This is a genomic window from Chryseobacterium ginsenosidimutans, from assembly GCF_024807225.1.
GTDB lineage: Bacteria > Bacteroidota > Bacteroidia > Flavobacteriales > Weeksellaceae > Chryseobacterium > Chryseobacterium ginsenosidimutans.
This window is the reverse complement of sequence record NZ_JANUCO010000001.1, coordinates 2,782,870-2,807,989: the sequence shown is the minus strand read 5'-3', so window position 1 is coordinate 2,807,989 and position 25,120 is coordinate 2,782,870. Positions and strand designations below refer to the sequence as shown.

Annotated in this window: 25 protein-coding genes and 2 pseudogenes; 9 read left to right on the top strand and 18 right to left on the bottom strand. The window is 34.1% G+C overall.

Annotated features, from left to right (window positions below; all coding sequences use genetic code 11):
* Positions 1-40 precede the first annotated feature (40 nt).
* Positions 41-220 carry a hypothetical protein gene (locus J3D55_RS13200; protein ID WP_259131758.1) on the top strand — a complete coding sequence of 60 codons (180 nt, stop codon included), beginning with the start codon at positions 41-43 and terminating at the stop codon, positions 218-220.
* A 173-nt stretch (positions 221-393) separates the two neighbouring features.
* Here J3D55_RS13200 and leuB read toward each other — a convergent pair whose 3' ends face one another.
* The 4 genes from leuB to J3D55_RS13180 all read right to left on the bottom strand — a co-directional run bounded on the left by leuB (position 394) and on the right by J3D55_RS13180 (position 4,877).
* Complete coding sequence (gene leuB, locus J3D55_RS13195; protein ID WP_259131756.1) at positions 394-1,515, bottom strand: 3-isopropylmalate dehydrogenase; 1,122 nt, start codon at positions 1,513-1,515, stop codon at positions 394-396.
* Positions 1,505-2,107, bottom strand: coding sequence for a 3-isopropylmalate dehydratase small subunit (leuD, locus tag J3D55_RS13190; RefSeq protein WP_259131755.1), 603 nt, complete (start codon positions 2,105-2,107; stop codon positions 1,505-1,507). Before leuD ends, leuB begins: the two co-directional genes overlap by 11 nt.
* A 193-nt stretch (positions 2,108-2,300) precedes the next feature.
* Positions 2,301-3,683 (bottom strand): 3-isopropylmalate dehydratase large subunit, encoded by a 1,383-nt coding sequence (gene leuC / locus J3D55_RS13185; protein ID WP_259131754.1) that lies wholly within the window; start codon positions 3,681-3,683, stop codon positions 2,301-2,303.
* A gap of 30 nt (positions 3,684-3,713) precedes the next feature.
* Positions 3,714-4,877 carry a 2-isopropylmalate synthase gene (locus J3D55_RS13180; RefSeq protein WP_259131751.1) on the bottom strand — a complete coding sequence of 388 codons (1,164 nt, stop codon included), beginning with the start codon at positions 4,875-4,877 and terminating at the stop codon, positions 3,714-3,716.
* Between the two features lie 148 nt (positions 4,878-5,025).
* Between J3D55_RS13180 and J3D55_RS13175 the strand changes: the two genes are divergently transcribed.
* From J3D55_RS13175 to J3D55_RS13160, 4 genes are all read left to right on the top strand, one after another.
* Positions 5,026-6,570 (top strand): hypothetical protein, encoded by a 1,545-nt coding sequence (locus J3D55_RS13175; protein ID WP_259131749.1) that lies wholly within the window; start codon positions 5,026-5,028, stop codon positions 6,568-6,570.
* Positions 6,571-6,741: 171 nt separating this feature from the next.
* Complete coding sequence (thrS, locus tag J3D55_RS13170) at positions 6,742-8,661, top strand: threonine--tRNA ligase (RefSeq protein WP_259131746.1); 1,920 nt, start codon at positions 6,742-6,744, stop codon at positions 8,659-8,661.
* Between the two features lie 167 nt (positions 8,662-8,828).
* Positions 8,829-9,329, top strand: a complete 501-nt coding sequence (gene infC / locus J3D55_RS13165) for a translation initiation factor IF-3 (protein ID WP_259131744.1) — start codon at positions 8,829-8,831, stop codon at positions 9,327-9,329.
* Between the two features lie 296 nt (positions 9,330-9,625).
* A complete protein-coding gene (locus J3D55_RS13160) occupies positions 9,626-10,447 on the top strand; it encodes an alpha/beta fold hydrolase (RefSeq protein ID WP_259131742.1) in 822 nt (273 codons plus the stop codon).
* 79 nt (positions 10,448-10,526) lie between these two features.
* Here J3D55_RS13160 and J3D55_RS13155 read toward each other — a convergent pair whose 3' ends face one another.
* Positions 10,527-10,781 carry a hypothetical protein gene (locus J3D55_RS13155; RefSeq protein ID WP_259135229.1) on the bottom strand — a complete coding sequence of 85 codons (255 nt, stop codon included), beginning with the start codon at positions 10,779-10,781 and terminating at the stop codon, positions 10,527-10,529.
* On the opposite strand from J3D55_RS13155, the gene rpmI reads away from it, so the two are divergent.
* The 4 genes from rpmI to J3D55_RS13135 all read left to right on the top strand — a co-directional run bounded on the left by rpmI (position 10,696) and on the right by J3D55_RS13135 (position 13,643).
* Positions 10,696-10,893 (top strand): 50S ribosomal protein L35, encoded by a 198-nt coding sequence (rpmI, locus tag J3D55_RS13150; protein ID WP_034711140.1) that lies wholly within the window; start codon positions 10,696-10,698, stop codon positions 10,891-10,893. The two genes, J3D55_RS13155 and rpmI, sit on opposite strands and share 86 nt — an antisense overlap.
* Positions 10,894-11,013: 120 nt before the next feature.
* Positions 11,014-11,358 (top strand): 50S ribosomal protein L20, encoded by a 345-nt coding sequence (rplT, locus tag J3D55_RS13145; protein WP_047402053.1) that lies wholly within the window; start codon positions 11,014-11,016, stop codon positions 11,356-11,358.
* A 103-nt stretch (positions 11,359-11,461) separates the two neighbouring features.
* On the top strand, positions 11,462-12,637 hold the full coding sequence (locus tag J3D55_RS13140) for a M28 family peptidase (RefSeq protein ID WP_259131735.1): 1,176 nt from the start codon (positions 11,462-11,464) through the stop codon (positions 12,635-12,637).
* Positions 12,638-12,734: 97 nt separating this feature from the next.
* Positions 12,735-13,643: a M28 family metallopeptidase gene (locus tag J3D55_RS13135; RefSeq protein ID WP_259131732.1), complete on the top strand. Its 909-nt coding sequence runs from the start codon at positions 12,735-12,737 to the stop codon at positions 13,641-13,643.
* Positions 13,644-13,757: 114 nt separating this feature from the next.
* Here the strand turns inward: J3D55_RS13135 and J3D55_RS13130 are convergent, their stop codons facing one another.
* The 13 genes and pseudogenes from J3D55_RS13130 to J3D55_RS13070 all read right to left on the bottom strand — a co-directional run bounded on the left by J3D55_RS13130 (position 13,758) and on the right by J3D55_RS13070 (position 25,118).
* Positions 13,758-13,901 (bottom strand): hypothetical protein, encoded by a 144-nt coding sequence (locus tag J3D55_RS13130; RefSeq protein ID WP_259131730.1) that lies wholly within the window; start codon positions 13,899-13,901, stop codon positions 13,758-13,760.
* 33 nt (positions 13,902-13,934) lie between these two features.
* The gene (gene hisIE, locus J3D55_RS13125; protein ID WP_259131729.1) at positions 13,935-14,522 is read right to left on the bottom strand and encodes a bifunctional phosphoribosyl-AMP cyclohydrolase/phosphoribosyl-ATP diphosphatase HisIE; all 588 of its coding nucleotides are present in this window, start codon (positions 14,520-14,522) and stop codon (positions 13,935-13,937) included.
* Positions 14,519-15,271 carry an imidazole glycerol phosphate synthase subunit HisF gene (gene hisF, locus J3D55_RS13120; protein ID WP_259131726.1) on the bottom strand — a complete coding sequence of 251 codons (753 nt, stop codon included), beginning with the start codon at positions 15,269-15,271 and terminating at the stop codon, positions 14,519-14,521. The genes hisIE and hisF overlap by 4 nt, the downstream gene beginning before the upstream one ends.
* Positions 15,264-15,986 carry a 1-(5-phosphoribosyl)-5-[(5-phosphoribosylamino)methylideneamino]imidazole-4-carboxamide isomerase gene (hisA, locus tag J3D55_RS13115; RefSeq protein WP_259131724.1) on the bottom strand — a complete coding sequence of 241 codons (723 nt, stop codon included), beginning with the start codon at positions 15,984-15,986 and terminating at the stop codon, positions 15,264-15,266. The genes hisF and hisA overlap by 8 nt, the downstream gene beginning before the upstream one ends.
* Before the next feature lie 2 nt (positions 15,987-15,988).
* Positions 15,989-16,567, bottom strand: a complete 579-nt coding sequence (gene hisH / locus J3D55_RS13110; protein ID WP_259131721.1) for an imidazole glycerol phosphate synthase subunit HisH — start codon at positions 16,565-16,567, stop codon at positions 15,989-15,991.
* On the bottom strand, positions 16,568-17,662 hold the full coding sequence (hisB, locus tag J3D55_RS13105) for a bifunctional histidinol-phosphatase/imidazoleglycerol-phosphate dehydratase HisB (protein WP_259131716.1): 1,095 nt from the start codon (positions 17,660-17,662) through the stop codon (positions 16,568-16,570). It abuts the gene before it with no gap.
* Positions 17,663-17,715: 53 nt separating this feature from the next.
* Positions 17,716-18,705, bottom strand: a pseudogene (gene hisC / locus J3D55_RS13100) (histidinol-phosphate transaminase); the annotation flags it as partial.
* Between the two features lie 38 nt (positions 18,706-18,743).
* A pseudogene (gene hisD, locus J3D55_RS13095) lies at positions 18,744-20,028 on the bottom strand (histidinol dehydrogenase).
* A 1-nt stretch (position 20,029) separates the two neighbouring features.
* Positions 20,030-20,887 carry an ATP phosphoribosyltransferase gene (gene hisG, locus J3D55_RS13090; RefSeq protein ID WP_259131714.1) on the bottom strand — a complete coding sequence of 286 codons (858 nt, stop codon included), beginning with the start codon at positions 20,885-20,887 and terminating at the stop codon, positions 20,030-20,032.
* A gap of 251 nt (positions 20,888-21,138) precedes the next feature.
* Positions 21,139-22,239, bottom strand: a complete 1,101-nt coding sequence (locus J3D55_RS13085) for a glycosyltransferase family 4 protein (protein WP_259131713.1) — start codon at positions 22,237-22,239, stop codon at positions 21,139-21,141.
* Positions 22,236-23,012 carry a polysaccharide deacetylase family protein gene (locus J3D55_RS13080; RefSeq protein WP_259131712.1) on the bottom strand — a complete coding sequence of 259 codons (777 nt, stop codon included), beginning with the start codon at positions 23,010-23,012 and terminating at the stop codon, positions 22,236-22,238. The genes J3D55_RS13085 and J3D55_RS13080 overlap by 4 nt, the downstream gene beginning before the upstream one ends.
* Entirely contained in the window at positions 23,012-23,944 is a 933-nt protein-coding gene (locus J3D55_RS13075; protein ID WP_259131710.1) for a glycosyltransferase family 2 protein, read from the bottom strand. The genes J3D55_RS13080 and J3D55_RS13075 overlap by 1 nt, the downstream gene beginning before the upstream one ends.
* A 4-nt stretch (positions 23,945-23,948) precedes the next feature.
* The gene (locus J3D55_RS13070) at positions 23,949-25,118 is read right to left on the bottom strand and encodes a glycosyltransferase family 87 protein (RefSeq protein ID WP_259131709.1); all 1,170 of its coding nucleotides are present in this window, start codon (positions 25,116-25,118) and stop codon (positions 23,949-23,951) included.
* Between the last annotated feature and the right edge of the window lie 2 nt (positions 25,119-25,120).

Below are 25,120 nucleotides of genomic sequence, written 5' to 3'. Positions count from 1 at the left end.
AGTTTTTAAAGTCCGTTTTCAAATCATAAAATTTAAAATTATGGACTCCAACGACAACAAAAAAGAACCTGCCAATACCGCAGAAACGAAAAGACAAAATCAGGATTTCCCCAATATTCCTGCTTCATCAAAAAAAACGAATCCGCCTGATATTGATAAGGAAGATGTGCAAAAATCTTCAAAAAACAAATCAGGAAAAACGGATAATACGAAAGAATAATTTTACAATAAAAAAGGTTCCTTCTCTATGAGATGGAACCTTTTTAAAAAAAATATACAAATAAAAATCAAATATCTATTGAACCGACAGTGGTCATCAATTCGCTCCGCTTGTAAACTACCCTAACTATTTGACTATTGACTTACGAAGCAAAATTGATAATTCACTTTATTTTAAACAATTGTTGATTTCCCAATTTTCACATTTTCAAAATTATAATATGTTTTTTCAGAATATTTAATATAATCTGCGATGAAACTTCCCACTTCACTTGTCGAATAAGGCTGTTCTGAATTCAAATCAACTGTAACATATTTATTTTCAATCGCATATTCTACAGACGCTCTCAATTTCTCTGCAGCATGATCCAGCTTTAGATAATCAAGCATCATCACCGTACTCAAAATAGAGGCAATCGGGTTGGCAATTCCCTTTCCTTTTGCTTGCGGATAAGAACCGTGAATAGGCTCAAACATTGCATTTTCATTCCCAATGGAAGCTGAAGGAAGCAGTCCGATAGAGCCGCCGATCACACTTGCTTCATCAGAAATAATATCTCCAAACATATTTTCGGTAACGATCACATCAAACTGTTTCGGATTTAAAATCAACTGCATTGCCGCATTATCTACAAACATAAAATCTAGCTCAACATCTGTATATTCCGTCGCAATTTCTTTACAGACTTTTCTCCATAATCTCGAAGTATCCAACACGTTGGCTTTATCGATTAAGGTTAATTTTTTCCTGCGTTTTTGCGCTTCCTGAAAAGCCATATGAACGATTGGCGCGATTTCATCACGGTTATATTTGCAAATATCATAAGCATAACCCGCTTCTTCATCGGTAAATTTTTCGCCAAAATAAATTCCGCTCACCAATTCCCTGAAAATCTGAATATCCGTTCCTTCAACAATCTCCCTTTTCAAAGGACTTTTATCAATCAGAGAACTGTACGTTTTCAAAGGTCGGATGTTGGCAAAAAGACCAAGTTCTTTACGAAGTTTCAACAATCCCTGTTCAGGACGTACTTTTGCATCCGGATTATTATCAAAAGAAGGATCGCCGATTGCTCCGAAAAGCACGGCATCAGATTCTTTACAAATCTCCAATGTTTCGTCCGGCAAAGGATTTCCTGTCTTGAAAATCGCATCAGCGCCCGCTAATCCATACTTGAAATCGAACTGATAATGAAAAGCTTCAGAAATAGCTCCCAAAATTTTAATACTTTCAGCAACAACTTCAGGTCCGATTCCGTCTCCCGGAAGAACTGCAATTTTAAAATTAGTTTTCATATAATACTTTTTGTGTTTTTAGTTCAAATTCTTTGATCGCCTGTTTTCTGCTGATTAAAAAGTCAATATCGTCATAACCGTTTATCAGACATATTTTTTTATAAGAATCAATTTCAAAATTTTCCGTTTTATCCTTGAAAGTAATCGTCTGTTTTTCAACATCTACCAAAATTTCTTCTTCAGAATTTTCTGTGATATCGTTTAAAATTTCTTTTAAAAATTCTTCAGAAACTTTTACGGGTAACAAGCCGTTATTCAATGCGTTACCTTTAAAAATATCGGCAAAAAAACTTGAAACAACTACTTTAAAACCATAATCCGTCAACGACCAGGCTGCATGTTCCCGACTGCTTCCGCAACCGAAATTATTTCCGGCAACCAAAATTTCACCACTGTATTTCGGGTTATTCAATACAAAATCAGGATTCGGCTCATTCGTATGAACATTGTATTTCCAATCTCTGAAAAGGTTGTCTCCAAAGCCGTTTTTGTCGATACTTTTTAAAAATCTTGCAGGAATAATCTGGTCTGTATCTATGTTTTCAGCCGACAAAGGAATTGCTCGGGATTGTATAAGGGTTAATTTTTGCATTTTTGTTGAATCAAAATAGTTTTACTTGTTTTTAATAATTTTTTTGGAGCTTAATCCCGCTATCCACTCATACTCCTCGCTCCCATTCTTTCCCGCCTTCTCCGACGCTAAAGCCTCCTCCTCCAAAACGCTCCAATTCAAGCTGCGGGGTAACCGTTTCTATCGGGGCTAGGAATTTGGTATCCTTACAATTTTAGTTTTCAAAAACTGAAATTCTCCCTTCAATAGCCACTTTTGCGGCAGTTAACGGACTTGCAAGAATTGTTCTCGCTCCCTGTCCTTGTCTTCCTTCAAAATTCCTGTTGGAAGTCGAAACACAATATTCACCTTCCGGAATTTTATCGTCATTCATCGCCAGACACGCCGAACAACCCGGTTGCCTGATCTGGAAACCTGCTTCATTGAAAACTTTGTCCAGTCCTTCTTCAAAAATCTGTTTTAAAACCTGTTGTGAACCCGGAACAATTAAGACCTGAACGTGTTCCGACTTGCTTTTTCCTTTAATATAATTCGCTGCAGAACGGAAATCCTCAATTCTCGCATTGGTGCAGCTTCCGATGAAAACATAATTTACTTTAATATCAGAAAGAGCTTGTCCGGCTTTTAAACCCATGTATTTCAACGCCTTTTTCTCAGATTCATTCTGCGGATTCGGAATATTTTGACTGATAGAAATTCCCATTCCCGGATTTGTTCCGTACGTAATCATCGGGTAAATATCTGAAGCATCGAAAGAAAATTCAGCATCAAAAACAGCTTCGTCATCTGTTTTTAATGTTTTCCAATACTCCAATTTTTCTTCCCATTCTTCACCTTTTGGCGCGAAAGTTCTGCCTTTTACATAATCGAAAGTCGTTTCATCAGGAGCAATCATTCCTCCGCGAGCGCCCATTTCTATGCTCATATTACAAACGGTCATTCTGCCTTCCATGGACATTTCTTCGAAAACATTTCCTGCATATTCACAGAAATATCCTGTTCCGCTGTCGGTTCCGACTTTTGAAATAATGTACAGAATCACATCTTTAGGCTGTACGTTTTTATTTAATGTACCATTTACGGTAATTCTCATCGATTTCGGTTTATTCAGCAACAAACACTGGCTCGCAAAAACCTGCGCCACCTGACTTGTTCCGATTCCAAAAGCAATCGAACCAAAAGCTCCGTGTGTCGAAGTATGACTGTCGCCGCAAACAATACTCATTCCGGGTTGTGTAACGCCTAATTCCGGCGCAATAATATGTACGATTCCTTGATATGGATGCCCTAAACCATACAATTCAATGTTATTTTTCTTACAATTTTCTGTTAGCTGTTCAACTTGATTTCGTGAAGAATCATCACGAATCGGCAGATCCTGATCCAAAGTAGGAACGTTGTGATCGGCTGTCGCAACAATTTGTTTTGGTCTGAAAACCTCAAGATTTCTGGCTCCCAATTCAGCAAAAGCTTGTGGACTTGTTACTTCATGAATCAGGTGTTTGTCAATATATATAATTTGAGGTCCGTCGGGAATCGTTTCTACAACATGAGCGTCCCAGACTTTATCAAAAAGTGTTTTTTTATCGTTGTTCATTTTTAATTTTATCTAATTGAAAATCAAATCCTACCCTATTTTTCTCGTCACTCTTTCGATGATAGAACTCAAATCGTCATTATCAACTTCTTTTTTACGATCAGCGATTTTCAAAAATTCCTGATAGAGAAAATCAAGTTCGTTTTTAGTAACATCAAAACCAATATTTTTGAATCTGTATGCCAAAGCAGAACGTCCGCTTCTCGCTGTCAATACAATCGTTGAAGCATTTACGCCAACTTCTGAAGGATCGATAATTTCGTAAGTTTCCCTGTTTTTAATCACACCATCCTGATGAATTCCCGAACTGTGCGCAAAAGCGTTTGCTCCCACAATCGCCTTATTCGGCTGAACCTGCATTCCCATCAACTCAGAAACCAAAACGCTCATTGGATTTAGCATTTTCGACTGAACATCAGTATATAATTTTAAATTCGGATGCTGTTTTAAAATCATCACCACTTCTTCCAACGCTGTATTTCCGGCTCTTTCTCCCAATCCGTTGATCGTACATTCGATTTGTCTTGCCCCGTTCATAACGCCTGCAATAGAATTCGCAGTTGCCATTCCCAAATCATTGTGACAGTGGCAAGATAAAATGACGTTGTCAATACCTTTTACATTTTCTTTCAGATATTTTATTTTTTCACCGTATTCTTCAGGAAGACAATATCCTGTTGTATCAGGAATATTAAGAACTGTTGCTCCTGCTTTAATGACTTCTTCGCAAACTCTCGCCAAATAATCATTATCGGTTCTTCCCGCATCTTCAGCATAAAATTCTACGTCTTCCACATAAGATTTGGCATATTTTACAGCCTGAACAGCTCTTTCAATAATATCTTCTCTGTTTGAATTGAATTTAAATTTAATATGAGAATCCGAAGTTCCGATTCCTGTGTGAATTCTTGGTCTTTTTGCGAATTGTAAAGCTTCCGCAGCGACATCAATATCTTTTTGATTGGCTCTTGTTAAGCCGCAAACCTTTGCATTTTTTACTAATTTTGAAATCTCCGAAACCGAATGAAAATCTCCGGGACTTGAAATCGGGAAACCAGCTTCTATCACATCTACACCCAGCTCATCCAGTTTTTCGGCAATAATTAATTTCTGTTCTGTATTTAATTTACAACCCGGAACTTGCTCTCCATCACGCAGCGTGGTATCAAAAATTTCGACTTTTTCGGAATTCATAATGAAGTTTTTTACTTAATTTTGATTCAAAACTAAAAAGATGAAACGTTTATTCATTTTTAGTTTTTATAAAAATTACAATAGTCAAAACATTATTTTTTTATTTTAATTAATTGATTATCATTATTTTAAATTCATAAAATTTACAATGGCAGAATTGCATAAAGATTTCTTATTTATATTGATTAAGTCGTTAACGACCTCCGAAAAAAGGCAATTCAAGCTGTATGTAAACCGACTTGGAATTAATGTTGATGCAAAATTTCTCCTTCTTTTTTCAGAACTTGATAAGATGAAGGAGTACGATGAAACGACCATCATTGAGAAAAAAATTTCCACGAAACAACAGCTGTCAAACCTGAAAGCTCATCTTTACAAACAGATTTTGGTGAGTTTAAGAATGAATCCGAGTCATCAGAATAATAGAATACAATTGCGCGAACAACTTGATTTTGCGAATATTCTATATCAAAAAGGACTTTACAAGCAGGCTTTAAAAATTTTAGATAAAACCAAACAAACAGCTTTAGAATTAGACGAAAAAAGTATTGCTTCAGAAATTATTGATTTAGAAAAAGTAATTGAATCACAGTTTATTACACGAAGTATTGAAGGTCGTGCTGATGAATTGATTAGACAATCCACCGAGATCAGCATACAAAATTATTACGCTACAGAATTATCCAATCTTTCATTGAAACTGTACAGCGAAATGTTGACGCATGGTTATGTGAAAAATGATGAAGACCGGGCTGAAATCATGGAAATTTTTACTGCTCAAATTCAGAAAATAAACTTTGAAAAACTGAATTTTACGGAAAAATTATGGTATTTTAAAGCACATGTCTGGAAAAACCAATTGTTTCAGGAATATAAATATACGTTGAAATATGCTTTTCAATGGGTAGATTTATTTCACAAAAATCCAGAGATGATCGTAAGCCATCCGGTTTGGTACATCAAAGGGAATACGTATCTTTTTAAAATTCTTTTTCTGTACGGAAACATCGATATTTTAGAAAACCGATTCAAAGATTTTAATGAGGTTGTTAGTTCTTCAAGCTTTACTCAAAATGAAAACATACAATCTCTTGTTTTTCTGATATATTACAACAATTTAATGAATATTCATTTTATAAAAGGTGAATTCTTTTCGGGTACAAAATTAATTCCTGAAATCGAGTTGAAAATGGAAAGATTCCGTGATAAAATTGATGAACATCATTTTATGATTCTTTATTTAAAAATGGCGGCGATGTTTTTCGGAAGCAAAAAATTCAAGGAGTCTATACAATATTCGTTAAAAATAATTGAATCTAAGGGAAATGTGCAGGAAGACTTGCTTTTCCACACGAGAATTTTGATCTTGATGGCGAAACACGAATCCGGAAATGATGAAGATTATGATGAATTTATAAAAGCTACTTCAAAATTTGCTAAAAAAATGAAAAAGCCGGATGAATTCCATTTTGAAAGCATTGCGTTTTTCAAAAATCTGAACGATCTCACTCCCGATCAACAACTGGAATCCTTTAAAAAATTTAACAAAAAACTCGATCTTTTTTCGGAAAACGAATATTACAGAAGGTCGTTATTATATATAGATATCCACGGTTGGGTACAATCTAAAGTGAGAAATGTGGATGTGATTGAAATTATTAAGGAAAGAGTGAGGTATAAAAGGGAGAATTAAAGTTTTGCGAATGTATTTTAACCCATTAATAATTAGACCATTGATTAATCCACAATAAGTAAAAACGGATTTATTCAATTTTTAGTATTAAATATCTCTTCAAATATCCCGTATTTTAGTATTTTAAATAAAAAATGCGTATTTTTGCATCTTAAAATTTCTTAGTAAACAATGATAAAAATTACACTTCCAGACAATAGCGTCAAAGAATTCGAGGCGGGAGTTACTCCGCTAGATGTGGCAAAATCTATAAGCGAGGGATTGGCTAGAAATACCATCTCTGCAGTTGTAAATGACAAACAAGTAGAAACGACCACACCTATAACCACGGATTCTACGGTACAATTGTTGACCTGGAACGACGATCTTGGAAAGAAAGCTTTCTGGCATTCTTCTGCCCATCTTTTGGCGCAGGCTATCCTTGAATTTTATCCTGATGCTAAGTTGACAATCGGTCCTGCAATCGAAAACGGATTCTATTATGATGTAGATTTCGGTGACGAAAGTTTATCTGACAAAGAATTTGAGAAAATTGAGAAAAAAGTATTGGAAAATGCTAAAAAAGGTTCAACATTCTCATTATACCCTGTTTCTAAAGAAGAGGCGTTAAAAACTTATGCAGATAATCCTTATAAAGTAGAATTGATTTCTAATCTTAATGACGGAGAGATCACCTTCGTAACACACGATGATTTCACAGATCTTTGTCGTGGAGGACACATTCCGAACACCAGTATTGTAAAGGCAATGAAGATTTTGAATGCAGCCGGAGCATATTGGAGAGGAAACGAAAAAAATCCTCAGTTAACAAGAGTATACGGTATTTCTTTCCCTAAACAGAAAGAACTGACTGAATATCTTGAAAGATTAGAAGAAGCAAAAAGAAGAGACCACAGAAAATTAGGTAAAGAACTTGGGATTTTCGCTTTCTCTGAAAAAGTAGGCGCCGGTTTACCACTTTGGTTGCCAAAAGGTACTGCTTTGAGAAAAAAATTAGAAAATTTCCTTTCTGATGCTCAGAAAAAAGGAGGTTATGAATTTGTAATGACGCCGCACATCGGGTCAAAAGAATTGTATGTAACTTCCGGACACTGGGATAAATATGGAGCAGACAGCTTTCAGCCGATTAAAACTCCGAATGAAGGAGAAGAATTCATGCTGAAGCCAATGAACTGTCCTCACCACTGTGAAATTTACAAAACTTCACAATGGAGCTACAGAGATTTACCAAAAAGATATGCAGAATTCGGAACTGTGTACAGATACGAGCAAAGTGGAGAGCTTCACGGCTTGACAAGAGTTCGTGGATTTACTCAGGATGATGCTCACCTTTTCTGTACTCCGGATCAGTTATTGGGAGAATTTGAAGCGGTTATTGATCTTGTTTTGTATGTTTTCAAATCTTTAGGTTTTGAAGATTTCATGACTCAGGTTTCGTTGAGAGATCCTGAAAACAAAGAAAAATATATCGGTTCAGACGAAAACTGGGAGAAAGCAGAAAACGCTATCATTACAGCAGCAGCAAACAAAGGGTTGAGAACTGTTGTAGAATATGGTGAAGCTGCATTCTACGGTCCTAAACTGGATTTCATGGTGAAAGATGCTTTAGGCAGAAAATGGCAGCTTGGAACTATTCAGGTTGATTATAATTTGCCTGAAAGATTTGATCTTCACTACATCGGAAACGATAATGAAAAGCACAGACCAGTGATGATTCACAGAGCACCATTTGGTTCTATGGAGCGTTTCATCGCTATTTTGCTTGAAAATACAGCGGGAGATTTCCCATTGTGGTTGAGCCCGGATCAGTTCATCGTTTTACCGATCAGTGAAAAATATACAGATTATGCAAAAAAAGTTTCACAATTTTTAGAAAATCACGATATTAGCGGTCAGATTGATAACAGAAACGAGAAGGCAGGTAAAAAGATCCGTGATGCAGAATTGAATAAGATTCCGTTCATGCTGGTAATAGGAGAAAATGAAGAGAATGATGGCACAATTTCTGTAAGAAGACGTGGTGAAGGAGATCTTGGAGTAATGAAACTTGATGATTTCGTTTCTTATTTTAAGAAAGAATCTGCGATATAAGAAAATTAAATAGTAAAAGATTATATAAATTAAAAATTACTGATTGTAAATTAATTTAAATCTTTTAATTTAGAAAAATAGAATTTAACCAATAAAATTATAATACAATAGCACAACGATTTAACAACAGGGGCCCACAAAGACGTCCTGTACAGGAGGACTTACACTTGATCAACGATAAAATTCGTGTGAGAGAGCTACGTTTGGTGGGCGATAACGTAGAGCCGGGAATTTATCCAATCGACAAAGCAAGACAGTTTGCTGCGGAACAAGAATTGGATCTAGTAGTGATTTCCGATAAGGCTGAACCGTTTATTGCAAGAATATTAGAATATAAAAAATTCTTATATGAGCAAAAGAAAAAGCAAAAGGAACTAAAAGCTAAGCAGGTAAAAGTAGTGGTAAAAGAGATCCGTTTCGGACCTCAGACTGATGAACACGACTACGAATTCAAAAGAAAGCATGCTGAAAAATTCCTTGAAGAAGGTTCAAAATTAAAAACCTACGTATTTTTTAAAGGACGTTCGATTATCTTTAAAGATCAAGGAGAGATTTTACTTCTAAAACTTGCTCAGGAACTCGAGCACGTTGGAAAGGTAGACCAGCTTCCTAAGCTTGAAGGAAAGAGAATGATTATGATGATGAGTCCTAAAAAACCAGCTAAATAATCCGATAATCAGACCAAAAGTCTGATGTAAAATAGTAACCTCAAAGAAATTTGAGGTTTTTTTGTTTTTAAATATCACGGAAATCAGTGAATTTACGTTTTTTATTAAAGTAGTTTAATCGATTATTAAAATTTGTTTAATATTTTTTATAATTTTATAATAGTTATTAATTTTTATTAAAATTTAACCTATATCAAGATTACGGTAAAAATTTTACTTTACATTTGCTTTATAAATAAGAAATAGAAACTTATTCATCAAAATAAATAACAAACGATTAAACACCAAAAAAAACTATGAGTACATTAAAATTAAAGGACGGAACAGAAATTTTTTACAAAGATCAAGGAGAAGGACCAACATTGATGTTTCACCACGGATGGCCTTTATCTTCCGATGACTGGGATTCTCAGGTGATCTTTTTCTTACAGAAAGGTTTCAGAGTGGTTACTCACGACAGAAGAGGTCACGGTCGTTCTAGTCAGAATATTTATAATCATACGATTGAACAATATGCTTCGGATGCTGCTGAATTAGTAGAATTTCTTGATCTGAAAGACGTAGTTCACATCGGACACTCTACAGGTGGTGGTGAAGTAATCCGTTATGTTAGCAAATATGCGAATGGCAGAGCGAAAAAAGCGGTTTTAATCAGTGCTGTTCCGCCAATTATGGTAAAAAGCGACAGCAATCCGGATGGTGTACCCATGGAAGTTTTTGATGGCATCAGAGACCAGACGTTGAACAACAGACAACAGTTTTATATCGATCTTACTTTCCCTTTCTATGGATATAACAGAGACGGTGCTGAAATAAAAGAAGGAATCCAGAGAAACTGGTGGAGACAAGGAATGATGGGTGGAATCGTTGCTCATTACGACGGTATCAAAGCGTTTTCTGAAACTGATTTCAGAGAAGATCTACAATCAACTGAAATTCCTGTTTTGGTTCTTCATGGAGAAGACGATCAGATTGTACCTTACCAAAATGCAGCCTTAAAATCAATTAAATTATTGAAAAACGGAACGATAAAAACTTATCCAGGCTTCCCTCACGGAATGCCGACAACTCATGCAGATGTTATTAATAAAGACCTTTTAGAGTTTATTAACTCATAATTTACTTATATATTTAAAGATAACTACGGGTGATATTTTCGTCCGTAGTTTTTGTTTTTTAATGGAAATCATTTTAATCCTATCCTATTTTATTAAAAAAGACTTCGTCATCTTCTTTACCCTCTTCAACTCTTGAAAATTTCTTTTCACGTCTCATTTTTTTTTCGTAATTTTGCACACTATTATTCCTAAAATATCTAGGAGTAGCCAATACAGATATTGATAACAAAATAATAAAAAGCAAAACAATGCCAAAATTAAAAACGAAATCAGGTGCTAAAAAGCGTTTTAAACTTACCGGAACTGGAAAGATTAAAAGAAAAAATGCTTTCAAAAGCCACATTTTGACAAAGAAAGAAACTAAGCAGAAGAGAAATCTTACGCAAACTTCTTATGTTGCAAAAGTGGACGAAAAAAGCGTTAAACGTCAATTAGCAATTAAGTAGTTTTTATAAATCTATATTCGGTTTATAGGAATTCAAACAAATTCAAAAATTTAACCCTGAAATGGAGCACCTAAGAGTAATGAAACAATTACCGCACATTTCAAAAAAACAATTTAAATTATGCCAAGATCAGTAAACTCCGTAGCTTCAAGAGCTCGTAGAAAAAAAGTTTTAAAGCAAGCTAAAGGTTTTTTCGGTAGAAGAAAAAACGTTTGGACTGTAGCTAAAAACGCGGTAGAAAAAGCAATGCAATATGCTTACCGTGGTAGAAAAGAAAAGAAAAGAAATTTCAGATCACTTTGGATCACGCGTATCAACGCGGGAGCTAGAGTACACGGAATGTCTTACTCTCAGTTTATGGGAGCTCTTAAAAAGAACAACATCGAACTAAACAGAAAAGTTTTAGCAGATTTAGCAATGAATCACCCTGAAGCTTTCAAAGCTGTTGTTGATCAAGTAAAATAATGTAGAATTTTTTGTTATCAATATAAATCCCGAGTTTTTTTGCTCGGGATTTTTTTATTATATACATTTGTTAATTATTAAATGCTTAAAACTTTCTTTAAAAGTGAAAAAATTATCTACCCTTCTATTTATTTCATTAGCAACTTACGGCTTAGAGGCACAAAGTCTTATTCAGACCTATAAAAACCGAGCGGATATGGTTTCTCAGACCAACGTCACAACACTGATGCAGGAATTTGGAAACCTTGGTGTAAAAACAACAGGTTCAACCGCCAATACAGATGCTTTAAACTGGTTAAAAGCAAAGTATCTTTCTTATGGATATACTGCAAGTCAGATGAGCGAAGATTCTTTCACTTTCGGAAGCAATAATACAAGTGCAAAAAATTTAATAATAACTAAAACAGGAACCGTTTATCCTAATACATACGTCATTATTTGCGGGCATTACGACACCATTACCGGTCCCGGAGTGAGTGATAACGGAAGCGGAACTTCAATTATCCTTGAAGCAGCGAGGATTTTAAAAGATATTCCGACAGAATATTCGATCAAGTTCATTAATTTTTCGGGAGAAGAACAAGGGTTATTGGGAAGTAATCATTATGCGAATAATGTTGTTTTCCTAAACGGAACTCGTCAGTTGAATGTACGATTGGTATTTAATATTGATCAGGTTGGAGGAAAGCTAGGAAATCTAAATACCGCTATAAAATGCGAAAGCGATCAAAGCGGTCAAACAGGAAATAACGCGGCTTCTCTTTCATTTACACAGCAATTGGCAAATTGTACAACGCTGTATTCGCCTTTGCAAACGGTAATGTCTAATGCATATTCATCAGATTACATGCCTTTTGAAGCCAATGGAGACATTATTACAGGGTTTTATGAGAATGTAAGAAGCTATAACGAACATACGGTAAATGACACCTTTGCGAATGTAGACCCAACGTATGTATTCAATGTTGGAAAAGCGGCAGTTGGAGCGTTACAGCATTTTGCAGTGGCAACAACTGTTTTAGGAACAAATGAAACAGCTACGAACGCTTTAGAATCGATAAAAATCTATCCGAATCCGGCTAAAGATTTCCTGAATATTGATCTTCCTAAAGAGGTTAAAAATTTCAATATAGAAATTACAGATATGAACGGGCGTTTGATTTTAAACAAAGAAAACGAAACGAAAATCAATGTTTCCAGTTTAGTAAATGGTGCGTATTTGTGTACCATAAAAGCAAACGATAAAATTGCAGTAAGAAAAGTAATTATCGGAAAATAGTTATTAAAATAAACAGATATAGAAATCCTGAGTTTTTTGCTCGGGATTTTTTTATTGCTATTTTTGTGGAATTATTAAACTATAAACCATTATTAAAGTGAAAAAAATTACTACACTTCTCCTCTTTTCTTTATCAACTTTAAGTTTGAGTGCACAGACCTTTATTCAGGCTTATCAGGATAGAGTGAACCTGCTAAAGAAAGAAAATATCATATCAAATTTAAAAGAATTTGAAAAACTTGGGGTAAAAACAACTGGTTCTGCAGAAAATGACAATGCCCTGAAATGGATTAAAGATAAATATTTATCCTTCGGTTATTCTGAAAATCAAATCGAGGAAGATCCTTTTTCTATAGGAAGGTTAAAATCGAAAAACCTTATCATCACAAAAAAAGGAACTCTTTATCCTGATAAATATGTGATTATTTGTGGGCATTTCGACAGCATTAACGGTCCCGGTGTGAATGATAACGGAAGCGGAACATCCATTATTCTTGAAGCAGCGAAAATTTTAAAAGATATTCCTACCGAATATTCTATTAAATTCATCCATTTTTCAGGTGAAGAACAGGGACTTTACGGAAGTAAGCATTATGCAAATGATGTCGTTTTCCAAAATAAAACTCGCCAGATTGACATAAAGATGGTGTTTAATCTCGATCAGGTCGGTGGAAAAAAAGGCATGTTCAATGATACTGTTTTTTGCGATGAAGACCAAGGTGGATCGTCTAAAAATAATGCGGCTTCAACGCAGGTTACAAAAGAATTGATGACCTGTACAACATTGTATTCTCCTTTGCAGGCAAAAACTGATCCCGCAGAAGACAGCGACTATGTCTCTTTTGAGAAGAAAGGCGAAGTAATTACAGGCTTTTTTGAATATCTTAGAAGTGATCTTCCGCACACAAAAGACGATACTTTTGCCAATACGGATATTATGTATGTTTTTAATGTCGGAAAGGCTACAATCGGAGCGTTACAGCATTTTGCGGTTGCAAATAAATAAAATGTAAAGTAAAGTTTATAACGGACTTATCTTGAAAATTTAAATGATTTTTAATTGAATTATAAGGGGTTTCGGCGGACAAAGCCCGCCGAAACTTCCATAAATTGTAATATCTTATCCACCTCTTGTACCGCCTTTTTCAGCTTCATTGGTCCTTACTTTTCCTACACTACCTCCTTGTTTTCCGGAAGCACTATTCGGATCTTTTGGTTCTCTGCTTTTCGGCAATTCCGGGTTTTCTTTTTTGTCTTCTGCCATGATTTTAGTTTTTAATTCATATAAAAGTACAGCTTATTTGTCACGCGACATCAAAGTTTCTTCAATATCTTCTAAGCGGATATTTTTGGCTTTCAATAAAATTAAATAGTGATAAAGTAAATCTGCAGCTTCATTTTTAAACAGATCATCATTATTATCTTTCGCTTCAATTACCAGTTCTACAGCCTCCTCTCCTACTTTTTGAGCCATTTTATTGATGCCTTTCTCGTATAAAGAATAGGTATAAGAATCTTCAACTTTTTCATCAATTCTTTGGTTGATTTTCCCTTCTAATTCATATAAAAATCCTTTCGAACTTTTATCTCCAAAACAACTGAAACTTCCGGTGTGACAAACCATATTTCCAGGAATAGCCTTAATTAAAATTGTATCCTGATCACAATCAACATCAATACTTTTTACCGTTAGAAAATTCCCAGATTCTTCCCCTTTCGTCCAAAGTCTGTTTTTTGATCGGCTGAAAAAAGTAACAATTTTCTCTTTTTCTGTCTTTTCAAAAGCTTCTTCATTCATATAACCCAACATCAACACCTGCAATGTTCTGTCATCCTGAATAATAACAGGTACTAAACCCTTCGATTTATTAAAATTTATTTTCATCTGATTGCTATTTTTTTCTGTTTTAAATTTTGTTTTAAGTCATCGATATTAATTTCTCCAAAGTGAAAAATACTTGCAGCCAAAGCTCCTGTAGCCTTTGTTTCGTTGAAAACATTTTCAAAATCCTCCCTATTTCCGGCTCCTCCTGAAGCGATGACAGGAATATTTACGTTTTCAGCAATTAATTTTGTAATTCTTATGTCAAAACCATTTTTTGTTCCGTCGCCATCCATCGATGTTAAAAGGATTTCTCCTGCTCCCGATTGTTCCGCTTTTTTTGCCCAATCCAAGGTTTTAAGATCCGTCTTTTCTCTTCCTCCTTTGATGTGAACCCAATCCAAACCATCAATAAACTTTGTATCTATAGCAACAACAATACATTGACTCCCAAATTCTTTCGCCAAATCAGAGATCAATTGCGGATTTTTAACTGCGGAAGAATTAATACTGATTTTATCTGCTCCGACTTCCAGTAGTTTTCTGACATCTTCAACCGTAGAAATTCCGCCTCCGACTGTAAAAGGAATACTGAGTTCTTTTGCAATATCTTTTACCAATTCAACAAAAGTTTTTCGCCCTTCAATAGTTGCTGTAATATCCAGAAAAACCAATTCATCAGCGCCTTCATTTTCATATTTTTTCGCCAGTTCAATGGGATTTCCTGCATTTCTCAATCCTTCAAAGTTGATTCCTTTTACCGTCGTTCCGTCTTTTATATCCAAACAAGGGATAATTCTTTTTTTAAGCATTTTCAATAAAATTTTGTAGTTGTTGTAAGCTTATTCTCCCTTCATAAATCGCTTTTCCGATAATCGTTCCGGAACATCCGATTTCTTTCATTTTATAGACGTCTTCAATCCCCGAAATTCCGCCACTTGCAACCAGTTCAATAGAAGTTTGAGTTAAAATTTCCTGATACAATTCCGTAGAAGGTCCTTCCAACATTCCGTCTTTAGAAATATCGGTACAGATTGTATTTTTTACACCTTTTTCCTGATATTGGATAATAAAATCAATAACATCTTGGTCGCTTTCTTCCAGCCAGCCTGAAGTTTTTATTTTCCTATTTTCACAATCAGCTCCCAGAATAATTTTCGCTGAACCAAATTTTTGAATTAAATCAAAACAAAACTCAGGATTTTGAACCGCAATACTTCCGATCGTAATCTGTTTTGCCCCTGAATTAAAAGCAATTTCTATATCTTCCAACGTCTTCAAACCACCTCCAAAATCGATGTGTAAAGACGTTTCTTGAGCAATACTTTCCAATACTTTTTGGTTAACAATATGTTTTGATTTTGCGCCATCTAAGTCAACCAAATGAAGAAATTTGATGCCAAAACTTTCAAACTCTTTAGCTACTTCTACAGGATTTTCGTTGTAAATTTTTTTCGTTCCGTAATCACCCTTTGACAGACGTACGCATTTTCCTTCGATAATGTCAATTGCAGGAATAATTTTCATACTTAAAGTTTTAAAAAATTTTGTAATAATCCACTTCCAATTCTACCCGATTTTTCAGGGTGAAACTGCATTGCAAAAAAATTATCTTTCTGCAAAGACGCACTGAAAGGCAAAATATAATCGCACATAGAAGTTGTATTTTCTGATAATTCACAATAAAAACTGTGCACAAAATAGACGTCGCTTTCTTCTTCTACATCTGAAAAAAGATCTGAATTAAAACCCGAAATCGTATTCCAACCCATGTGCGGAACAATATTTTTAGCAGGAAATTTCTTTACATTGATATCAAAAATCCCCATTCCGACGGTATCTCCTTCTTCATTGCTTTTACACATCAATTGCATTCCCAGACAAATTCCCAAAATGGGTTGTTGTAAAGTCGGAATTAACTGATCCAGCCCTTTTTCCTTTAAAATTTTCATCGTAGAGGACGCTTCACCAACTCCCGGAAAAATAACTTTATCAGCTTTTTGAATTAATTCAAAATCATCAGTAATAATCGATTCTGTACTCAATCTGTTCAATGCATTTTGTACGGAATTTACGTTACCTCCGTTGTATTTTATAATCGCAATCATCTATAAACTTCCTTTGGTTGATGGTACATTAAAGTTCTGATCTGTTTGATTAACAGCCATTTTTATTGCTTTTGCAAAGGCTTTGAAAACCGATTCAATCTTGTGGTGTTCATTCTCGCCTTCCACTTTAATATTTACATTACATTTCGCCGAATCAGTGAAAGATTTAAAAAAATGCTCAAACATTTCGGTCGGTACATCTCCGATTTTTTCTCTTTTAAAATTTGCATTCCAAACCAGCCAAGATCTTCCTCCAAAATCAATGGCAACCTGCGCCAGACAATCATCCATCGGAAGCAGAAAGCCATATCTTTCAATCCCTTTTTTATTTCCTAAAGCCTTCAAAACAGCTTCTCCCAAAACAATTCCTGTATCTTCCATCGTGTGATGCTCATCAACCTGCAAATCACCTTTTACTTTAATTTTTAAATCTAAATTTCCGTGTTTTGAAATCTGTTCAAGCATATGATCAAAAAAATGTAATCCAGTCGAAATTTCAGAATTTCCGCTTCCGTCGAGGTTGATTTCAACTTCAACATCCGTTTCGTTCGTCTTTCTTGAAACGTTGGATTTTCGCGGAATTTGTTTTAAATATAAATAAATTTCACTCCAGCTTTCTGTCGTAAGTTCTGCATCTTCATTCTGAATAGTATTAATGAAAATCGCTTTTGAGGTTAAATTTTTTGCTAACTGAATATCAGTCAATCTGTCTCCGATCACAAACGAATTTCCAAGATCATAATCCCCGTAAATATATTTTCCGAACATTCCAATTCCTGGTTTTCTGGTAGGTAGGTTTTCATGTTCAAAAGTCTTATCAATTAGAATATCGTTAAAAATAACTCCTTCATTTTCAATGGCTTTCAACATCATTTCATGTGGTTTTATAAAATCTTCATAAGGAAAACTTTCTGTTCCCAAACCATCTTGATTGGTCACCATGACCAACTCATAATCAAGCTCTTTAGCAATTTTTGAAAGGTTTTGAAAAACTCCGGGATAAAACTCCAATTTCTCTAAAGAATCGACTTGGAAATCAGTTTTTGGTTCAATGATCAATGTGCCATCTCTATCTATAAATAATACTTTTTTCATATCTAAAATATTTGTAATGCTTTAATTAAATAGACCTTATAGGTTTTGAAAATCTATAAGGTTATCTGTTTTAAAACTTGAATTAATTGAATGTTTTCATTTCTGTTTCCAACATTTATTCTGATGCAATCTGGAATTTGAGGGCTTCTTTTACTTGTCAAAATTTCTTTTTCCAATAGTTTTTCATACACTTTATCTACATTTTCAAATTCAATTAAAAAGAAATTGGCATCACTTGGATAAACTTTTGTAATACAATTTATCTCTTGAAATTTATCTTTCAACCATGATTTTTCAATTAAAGTATTTTCTATATTTTTATTTGTATTATCCTTTATATTAATGAGTTCTGTTATTTTATTTAAACTTAAAGAATTAACATTATAAGGAGCTTTTACCGTATTGATCAGTTGAATAATTTCTTTCGACGAATATGCAACTCCCACTCTTGCTCCCGCCATTCCCCAAGCTTTTGAAAAGGTTTGAAGAACGATAAGATTAGGATATTGATCTAAAAGTTCGATAGAGGATTTCTTATTTGAAAACTCAATATATGCTTCATCAACCACCACAATTCCATTGAAATTCTGAACATAAAATTCAATATCATCGATACTGTTTCCTGTCGGATTATTGGGGGAACACAAAAAGAAAATTTTTAACTGATTATCATTAATTGTATTTAAAAATTCCTCTTTTATAATTTCAAAATTTTCATTTAAATCTAATTTGACAACCTTATTTTCATTAATAGAAGCATAAAAACCATACATGGCGAAAGACGGATTCATCATTAAAATTGAATCGTTTTTAGGCTCACAGAAAACCTTAATAATTAAATCAATCAACTCATCACTTCCGTTTCCGATTGCAATTTGGTCAACTGAAATATTTTTTATTTCTGAGAGCTTTTGCTTTAATTTTTTCTGTGTGGAATCCGGATAACGATTCAATTCTCCAAACGGACTTTCGTTAGCATCCAATAATACCGGATTTTCAAACTCATTTTGATCTCTGAAACTGATATAAGGTTGCAGTTCCAAAATATTTTTTCTAACTAATGTATTGATCGTAAACTCTTTCATTTTTCTTGATTTAATCGGATTGAAACGGCATTTTTGTGAGCAAATAATCCTTCTGCTTCTGCCATAATTTCTATTGTTTTTCCTAAATTTTGAAGTCCTTCTTTTGACAAATGCTGAAACGTGATTTTCTTCACAAAACTGTCTAAGGAAACTCCGCTGTAGTTCTTTGCAAATCCGTTCGTTGGAAGCGTGTGATTGGTTTCCGCTTGCATAATCTCCCGCACTTTCACATGAATAATTTCCAAGAAAAACCGAACCTGCATTTTGAATTTTCGGAATATATTTTTCATAGTCTTCCAAAGCCAAAATCAAATGTTCCGGTGCATATAAGTTACTGAAATCCAGAGCTTCATCAATTGTATTTAACAAAATAAAATGACTGTTTTTTAGTGATTTTCCTGCAAATTCATTTCTTGGAAGTTCTTTAACCTGTTTTTCCGTTTCTTTGATCGTTTGGTTAAAAATTTTCTCATCCGTAGAAATAAAAATCACCTGACTATCACTTCCATGTTCCGCCTGAGAAAGTAAATCTGCGGCACAAAATGAAGGAATCGCGTTTTCATCGGCAATTACAAGAACTTCACTCGGTCCTGCAGGCATATCGATCGCAACATTATAAGTTTGAGCATTTTCTTTGGCAGCAACTACATATTGATTTCCCGGACCGAAAATTTTATAAACATTGGGAATATTCTCAGTTCCAAAAGTCATTGCTGCAACAGCTTGAGCACCTCCTGTTTTAAAGATTTTTTTAACTCCGCAAAGTTTCGCCGTATATAAAATGACTGGATTAATATTTCCGTTTTTATCAGGCGGAGTACATAATATAATCTCCCTACAACCCGCCAATTGTGCGGGAATTACAAGCATTAAAACGGTAGAAAATAAAGGGGCAGTTCCTCCCGGAATGTAGATTCCAACTTTTTCTATCGCTCGGTTTTCTCTCCAGCAAATAACTCCTTTTGTTGTTTCAATCTTTTCAATTTCAACGATTTGTGAAGCGTGAAATTTTGTAATATTCTCTTTTGCCTGTTGAATCGCAAACTTCAATTCGTTACTGATTAAGCTTTCTGCTTTTTCTATTTCTTCTTCTGAAACCTGAATATTTTTAACTTCTGCATTATCGAATTTTTTATTAAAATCAATCAAAGCCTGATTTCCATTTTCTTTGACTTGGTTAAAAATATCTGCAATGATTTCGGTGAGCTTTTCTCTTTTTAAAACGGGTCTTTTTATCAATTCAGCCCATTTATTTTTATCGGGATATTTATTAATTTTCATATCAAATCACCATTTTATCGATTGGAATTATTAAAATATCCTGCGCTCCTTTTTCTTTCAGCTCGTCGATCACTTCCCAGAATCTTTCTTCATTAATTACTGAATGAATACTGCTCCAACCCTCTTCTGCCAAAGGAATTACGGTCGGACTTTTAAGAACCGGAAGGGTTTTAGAAATAATCTCGATTTTGTTATTTGGGACATTCATCAGAATATATTTTGAATTTTTTGCTTTTAAAACAGCTTTAATTCTAAAAAGAAATTTTTCTAAAATATCTTCTTTATCTTTACTTAACTGAAATGTTTTTGCCAGTACAGCTTCTGATTTTAAAAGCGTTACAGTTTCTCTCAATCCATTTTTAAACAATGTACTTCCTGAGCTTACAATATCACAGATTCCATCGGCAAGACCAATGTTTGGGGCAATTTCTACCGAACCAGAAATGACGTGAATATCCGCAGAAATGCTGTTTTGTTGAAGAAAATTTTTAAGGGTATTCGGGTAAGAAGTAGCAATTTTTTTACCTTGAAAATATTCCAGATTATCGGTTTCGATTTCTTTTGGGACAGCCAGTGAAACCCGGCATTTTGAGAATCCTAACTTCTGAATAATTTTAATATTTTTTTGCTTTTCGAATAACAGATTTTCGCCGACAATGGCGATATCCACGATTCCATCTTCCAGATATTGAGGAATATCGGAGTTTCGCAGATACATAATTTCGATGGGGAAATTTTCTACAGAAACTTTTAACTGGTCTTTTCCGTTGTTGACGAAAATACCGCAGTCTTTGAGGAGCTGAAGGGATTCTTCGTAAAGCCGTCCGCTTTTTTGTATGGCAATTTTTAATTTACTCATTTTGATTATTTTAAACCTGAGTAAACGAAAATGATTAATTGAAATAAATTGCCCGGGAAGAATTTAGAAACAAAAAAACCGTCTGTTTACTCAGACGGTTTTTAATTATTTTGATTTTTAACATAGTTACCTATCAATCAATTCCGTCTTAGCAGAGATGATGATAGTAATGATGTAATGTTAAAAAATTCGGTTTCATTATTGAAATTTTGTGGTACAAATGTAGAACTTATTTTTAAAATGCAAAGATTTTATTGCAATATTTTTTTGTAGAGATCCATTAATTGATTGGCAATTGGTTCGTCATTAAACTTCTGAACAAACTCAAAACCCTTATCAGAACGGCGTTTTCTCTCCGATTCATTATCCCATAAAAATTTTATTTTTGATTGAATATCTAAATAATTTTCAGGATCGATATAAACAGAATCCGGTCCGCCTGCTTCAGGAAGACAACTTGTGTTGCTTGTAACGGTAACAGTTTTTGAGAAAAGCGCTTCTATCACAGGAATCCCGAAGCCTTCAAAAAAACTTGGATACACAAAAATATCTGCTAGTTTATAAATAACAGCCAATTCATCCATAGAAACGCCTTCCAAAAAATGAACTTGCTTTTCCATTTTATTTTTCTGAATAAAACTCGCTATTTTTTGAATATATTTTGTTTTTTTTCCAACGACAATTAAAGGAATTCCGGTATCTTTTATTGCTTTAACGATATTCAATAAATTTTTACGCTCTTCTATCGTTCCGACGTTTAAAATGAACCTTTCCGGAAGATTGAATTTTTGCTTTATATTTTGAATTAATTCACTGGATTGCTGTTCTTTAAAAGCTTTGTGACACCCTTGATAAATCACTTCGATTTTACTTTCAGGAACTTTTAAAAACTGGATAATATCAAGTTTTGTCTGCTCCGAAATGGCAATAATTTTGTCCGCAGAATTTGCTGCTTTTTTGAATTTCCAAAGATGAATTTTTCTGTCAAAAAAAGAATAATATTGAGGATATCTTACGAATATCAAATCGTGAATAGTAACGATTTTTTTGATCGTTTTTTTATCCCATTTCAAAGGTAACTCGCCTGATAATCCATGGAAAATATCTGCATTATGTTTCTGTGCATCTTTTCCCATTTTGAATTGACGGGACATACTTCCTTTGGACGTTTCAGCAAAGTGAACATTGGGATTTTCTAAACTATCTGCTCCTCTTTCTGACTTATTTTTGTTTAAAAGAATGTATTCGTTTTCAGGGAAATATTTCGCTAAAATTCTCACAAGATCTCTGGAATAGTTGCCTAAACCTGAAGTATTGTGGAAAAACCGTTTGGCATCGAAAGTTATTTTCATGATTCAATTTGTTTTTGAAATTCCTGAAATGTTCCGAATGAATAGTTTTTATTTTTTAACCAAGAAACAAATTCATCGAACCTTTCAATCATATCTTTTCCTGAATTTTTTACGGTAAAACCCGGTAATTTAAAAGCTTCCTCTTTAATTTCTGCAAATTCCCACGGATGGAAATAAATATTAAGATAATTATCCTTTTTCAACGTATCAGAAGCCAGTTTTTTGTAAAAAGACAACGGAAAATTATGAAAACTCAACCAAAACAGAGGAATTCTGAAATTCGGAGAAACCGAAGCCGGAATCTGTGTCACCTTTCCTTCTTTGAAATACGTTCTGGAAACTTTCAAATTGTTATATCTTCCCGGAAGAAATGTGGGATTAATTGATGAATTGTAAGAATAACCTGCATTTTCCACCGCATTTTTGCTTACAGGCATCATTCTCGGCATCCTTAAACCCGTTACTTTTGTAGAAAATAATTCTTCTAATCGGTCTTTTGATTCTTTCAGATGTTTCTCTTCAAAATCTGAATGAAACCATGTGTGAGAAGCCAGTTCATGACCTTCACTTAATAATCTTTCGATTAAATTTTTACTGTTTTCTGCAAAAACTACCGTTGAGAAAAAAGTAGCTTTTACTTTATATTTTTTAAGAATATCTAAAATTCTTTCGAGCCCGTTTTGTGAGATTGATAGCTGCTTTTCAAAAGAGATTTCACCTTTGTATTCTAATGGCATATCAAATTCCTCGATATCAAAACTTAATAAAACCATTATTGAAAATTTTTGTTTTTTATGATATAATTAGGTCTTTCTTTCACCTGTTTGAAGATTTTGCCTAAATAAATTCCTATAATTCCTAAGATTATCAATTGTAATCCGCCAAAGAAAACGATCGTCATAATTAATGATGCCCAACCAGAAATTTCGGTTTTTGCAATGAATGCATACAAAACATAGAGACCGTAACCAACGACTGAAATTCCGGAGAACAAAAAGCCCAAATAAGCTGCAATATACAACGGTTTTACACTAAAAGCTGTAATTCCTGTGAAGGCAAAAGTGATCATTTTTTTAAGGTTGTAACTGCTTTCTCCTGCAATTCTTTCATTTGCTGTAAACTCGATTCCTGTTTGTTTAAAGCCCATCCAGCTTGTCAAACCTCTTAAAAACAGGTCATCTTCGTTGAAACTTCTCATCACTTCGACTGCACTTGCATCCATTAATCTAAAGTCTGAACCGCCCCCTTTCGTTAAATCAACATCTGATAAGCTTGATAAAATTTTATAGAAAAAATCAGAAGTTTTCCTTTTAAAATAAGAAATCTGCTTTGGATATTTTCTGATCGTATAAACGATATCATTGCCTTCTTCCCACTTTTTAATCAATTCCGGAATCAATTCCGGCGGATGCTGCAAATCGCCATCCATTGAGATCACTGCATTTCCGTGAGCATTGTCCATTCCCGCTTTTACGGCTGGTTGATGTCCGAAATTTCTTGAAAACTCAATGAATTTTACTTCGTCATATTGTCGGGAAAGTTCTTCTAATTTTTGTTGGGTATTATCACGGCTGCCATCATTTACAAAGATAATTTCAAAATCATAATTGGATAAACCATCAAAAACTTCTTTAATTTTCTGATGAACCAAAGCAACGTTTCCTTCTTCGTTATGGGCAGGAATGACGATGGAAATTTTCTTCATAGTATTAATTCAGGCTGTAATCTTTTTCAAAATTTTTGGTTAAAAGTTCATACGTTACCCTCAACCAAATGACAATGCAAGGTACAGCTTTTAAAGAATATTTTTTGATATAATTCTCTTTTACAAATTTTGGAAATAAATCGGAAGTCGAAAAACAAGTGAAAATAATTACGAAAATGAGTAAACCAATAATCAATGGTGATCTTTCTTTTTGAAGGAAAAACCAGATCAAAACTCCTACAACCGCAATGATATACGTCGGAGATTCTGAACTTGAACTGAACAATACCAAAAACAGTAAGGTCGAAGCCAAAATCATTAACTGAAACGCGTAGTTTTTATATTGCTTAGTTCTGATGTAAGGTGCTGCAAATAAAGGTAAACCTGCCGCTAAAAATACCAGATTTGAAATCGAAGCATCCCCTAAAATTCTTCTGAAAAAACCCATCAATGAAATATCCTGCATGTTCCCAAGAACCTGATTTTCACTGTTTTTTTCTACTATTGATTGAAACCAATCCGAATAACACTGAATCACAAATTTCGGACTTGAATAAGTCATTGGTAAAACAAAAAACAGAACTGCGATAATTAATCCTGAAAGAATAAATTTTGTTTTGTTTTTAATGAAGAAAAACTGTGTTAATCCTACAATTCCGTAGATTTTTACAAAAACTCCTATTAAAATAGCGGTTACGGATTTTACTTCTTTTCTTTCGTAAATACAAGTTGCGGATAATAATAAAAGCCCTGTCAAAGCCACATTAAACTGTAAACTTAAAGCCGCCGTAATATATTCCTGCAAACAAAGCAGTCCAAATAATGCCTTTTTTGAATCTGAAAACGGGAGTTTGTAAATTCCGTAAATGAAGATTAAGGTATTGGCAATATTCCAAAGAGAAATCCCCAACCAATCGGGCATTAACGCAAACGGAGCTATTAAAGTGCTGAAAAAAACGCCGTAATGATTTAAGTCAAAAAAAAGATCAGGATAGTGAATAAATAAGTTTTTCTGATGGAGGGTATTAAAAAATACACTCTTGAAAATCAGATAATTATTAATCGCATAAGCTCCTCTATTATATTTCGAAATCGCCGTAACAATTGATATAATAAGATAAACCCCAAATATATATTTAGGGTTTAATAGTATTTTAAGAAATTTATCTTTCAAAA

Coding starts and splice junctions, on each gene's coding strand:
- hisH (WP_259131721.1), bottom strand. CDS start 16,567: ATGATTGCGATTATAAAATACAACGGAGGTAACGTAAATTCCGTACAA.
- leuD (WP_259131755.1), bottom strand. CDS start 2,107: ATGCAAAAATTAACCCTTATACAATCCCGAGCAATTCCTTTGTCGGCT.
- J3D55_RS13175 (WP_259131749.1), top strand. CDS start 5,026: ATGGCAGAATTGCATAAAGATTTCTTATTTATATTGATTAAGTCGTTA.
- thrS (WP_259131746.1), top strand. CDS start 6,742: ATGATAAAAATTACACTTCCAGACAATAGCGTCAAAGAATTCGAGGCG.
- hisF (WP_259131726.1), bottom strand. CDS start 15,271: ATGCTTAAAAAAAGAATTATCCCTTGTTTGGATATAAAAGACGGAACG.
- rplT (WP_047402053.1), top strand. CDS start 11,014: ATGCCAAGATCAGTAAACTCCGTAGCTTCAAGAGCTCGTAGAAAAAAA.
- J3D55_RS13200 (WP_259131758.1), top strand. CDS start 41: ATGGACTCCAACGACAACAAAAAAGAACCTGCCAATACCGCAGAAACG.
- hisA (WP_259131724.1), bottom strand. CDS start 15,986: ATGAAAATTATTCCTGCAATTGACATTATCGAAGGAAAATGCGTACGT.
- J3D55_RS13180 (WP_259131751.1), bottom strand. CDS start 4,877: ATGAATTCCGAAAAAGTCGAAATTTTTGATACCACGCTGCGTGATGGA.
- J3D55_RS13080 (WP_259131712.1), bottom strand. CDS start 23,012: ATGGTTTTATTAAGTTTTGATATCGAGGAATTTGATATGCCATTAGAA.
- rpmI (WP_034711140.1), top strand. CDS start 10,696: ATGCCAAAATTAAAAACGAAATCAGGTGCTAAAAAGCGTTTTAAACTT.
- leuB (WP_259131756.1), bottom strand. CDS start 1,515: ATGAAAACTAATTTTAAAATTGCAGTTCTTCCGGGAGACGGAATCGGA.
- hisG (WP_259131714.1), bottom strand. CDS start 20,887: ATGAGTAAATTAAAAATTGCCATACAAAAAAGCGGACGGCTTTACGAA.
- hisIE (WP_259131729.1), bottom strand. CDS start 14,522: ATGAAAATAAATTTTAATAAATCGAAGGGTTTAGTACCTGTTATTATT.
- J3D55_RS13075 (WP_259131710.1), bottom strand. CDS start 23,944: ATGAAGAAAATTTCCATCGTCATTCCTGCCCATAACGAAGAAGGAAAC.
- J3D55_RS13160 (WP_259131742.1), top strand. CDS start 9,626: ATGAGTACATTAAAATTAAAGGACGGAACAGAAATTTTTTACAAAGAT.
- leuC (WP_259131754.1), bottom strand. CDS start 3,683: ATGAACAACGATAAAAAAACACTTTTTGATAAAGTCTGGGACGCTCAT.
- hisB (WP_259131716.1), bottom strand. CDS start 17,662: ATGAAAAAAGTATTATTTATAGATAGAGATGGCACATTGATCATTGAA.
- J3D55_RS13130 (WP_259131730.1), bottom strand. CDS start 13,901: ATGGCAGAAGACAAAAAAGAAAACCCGGAATTGCCGAAAAGCAGAGAA.
- J3D55_RS13085 (WP_259131713.1), bottom strand. CDS start 22,239: ATGAAAATAACTTTCGATGCCAAACGGTTTTTCCACAATACTTCAGGT.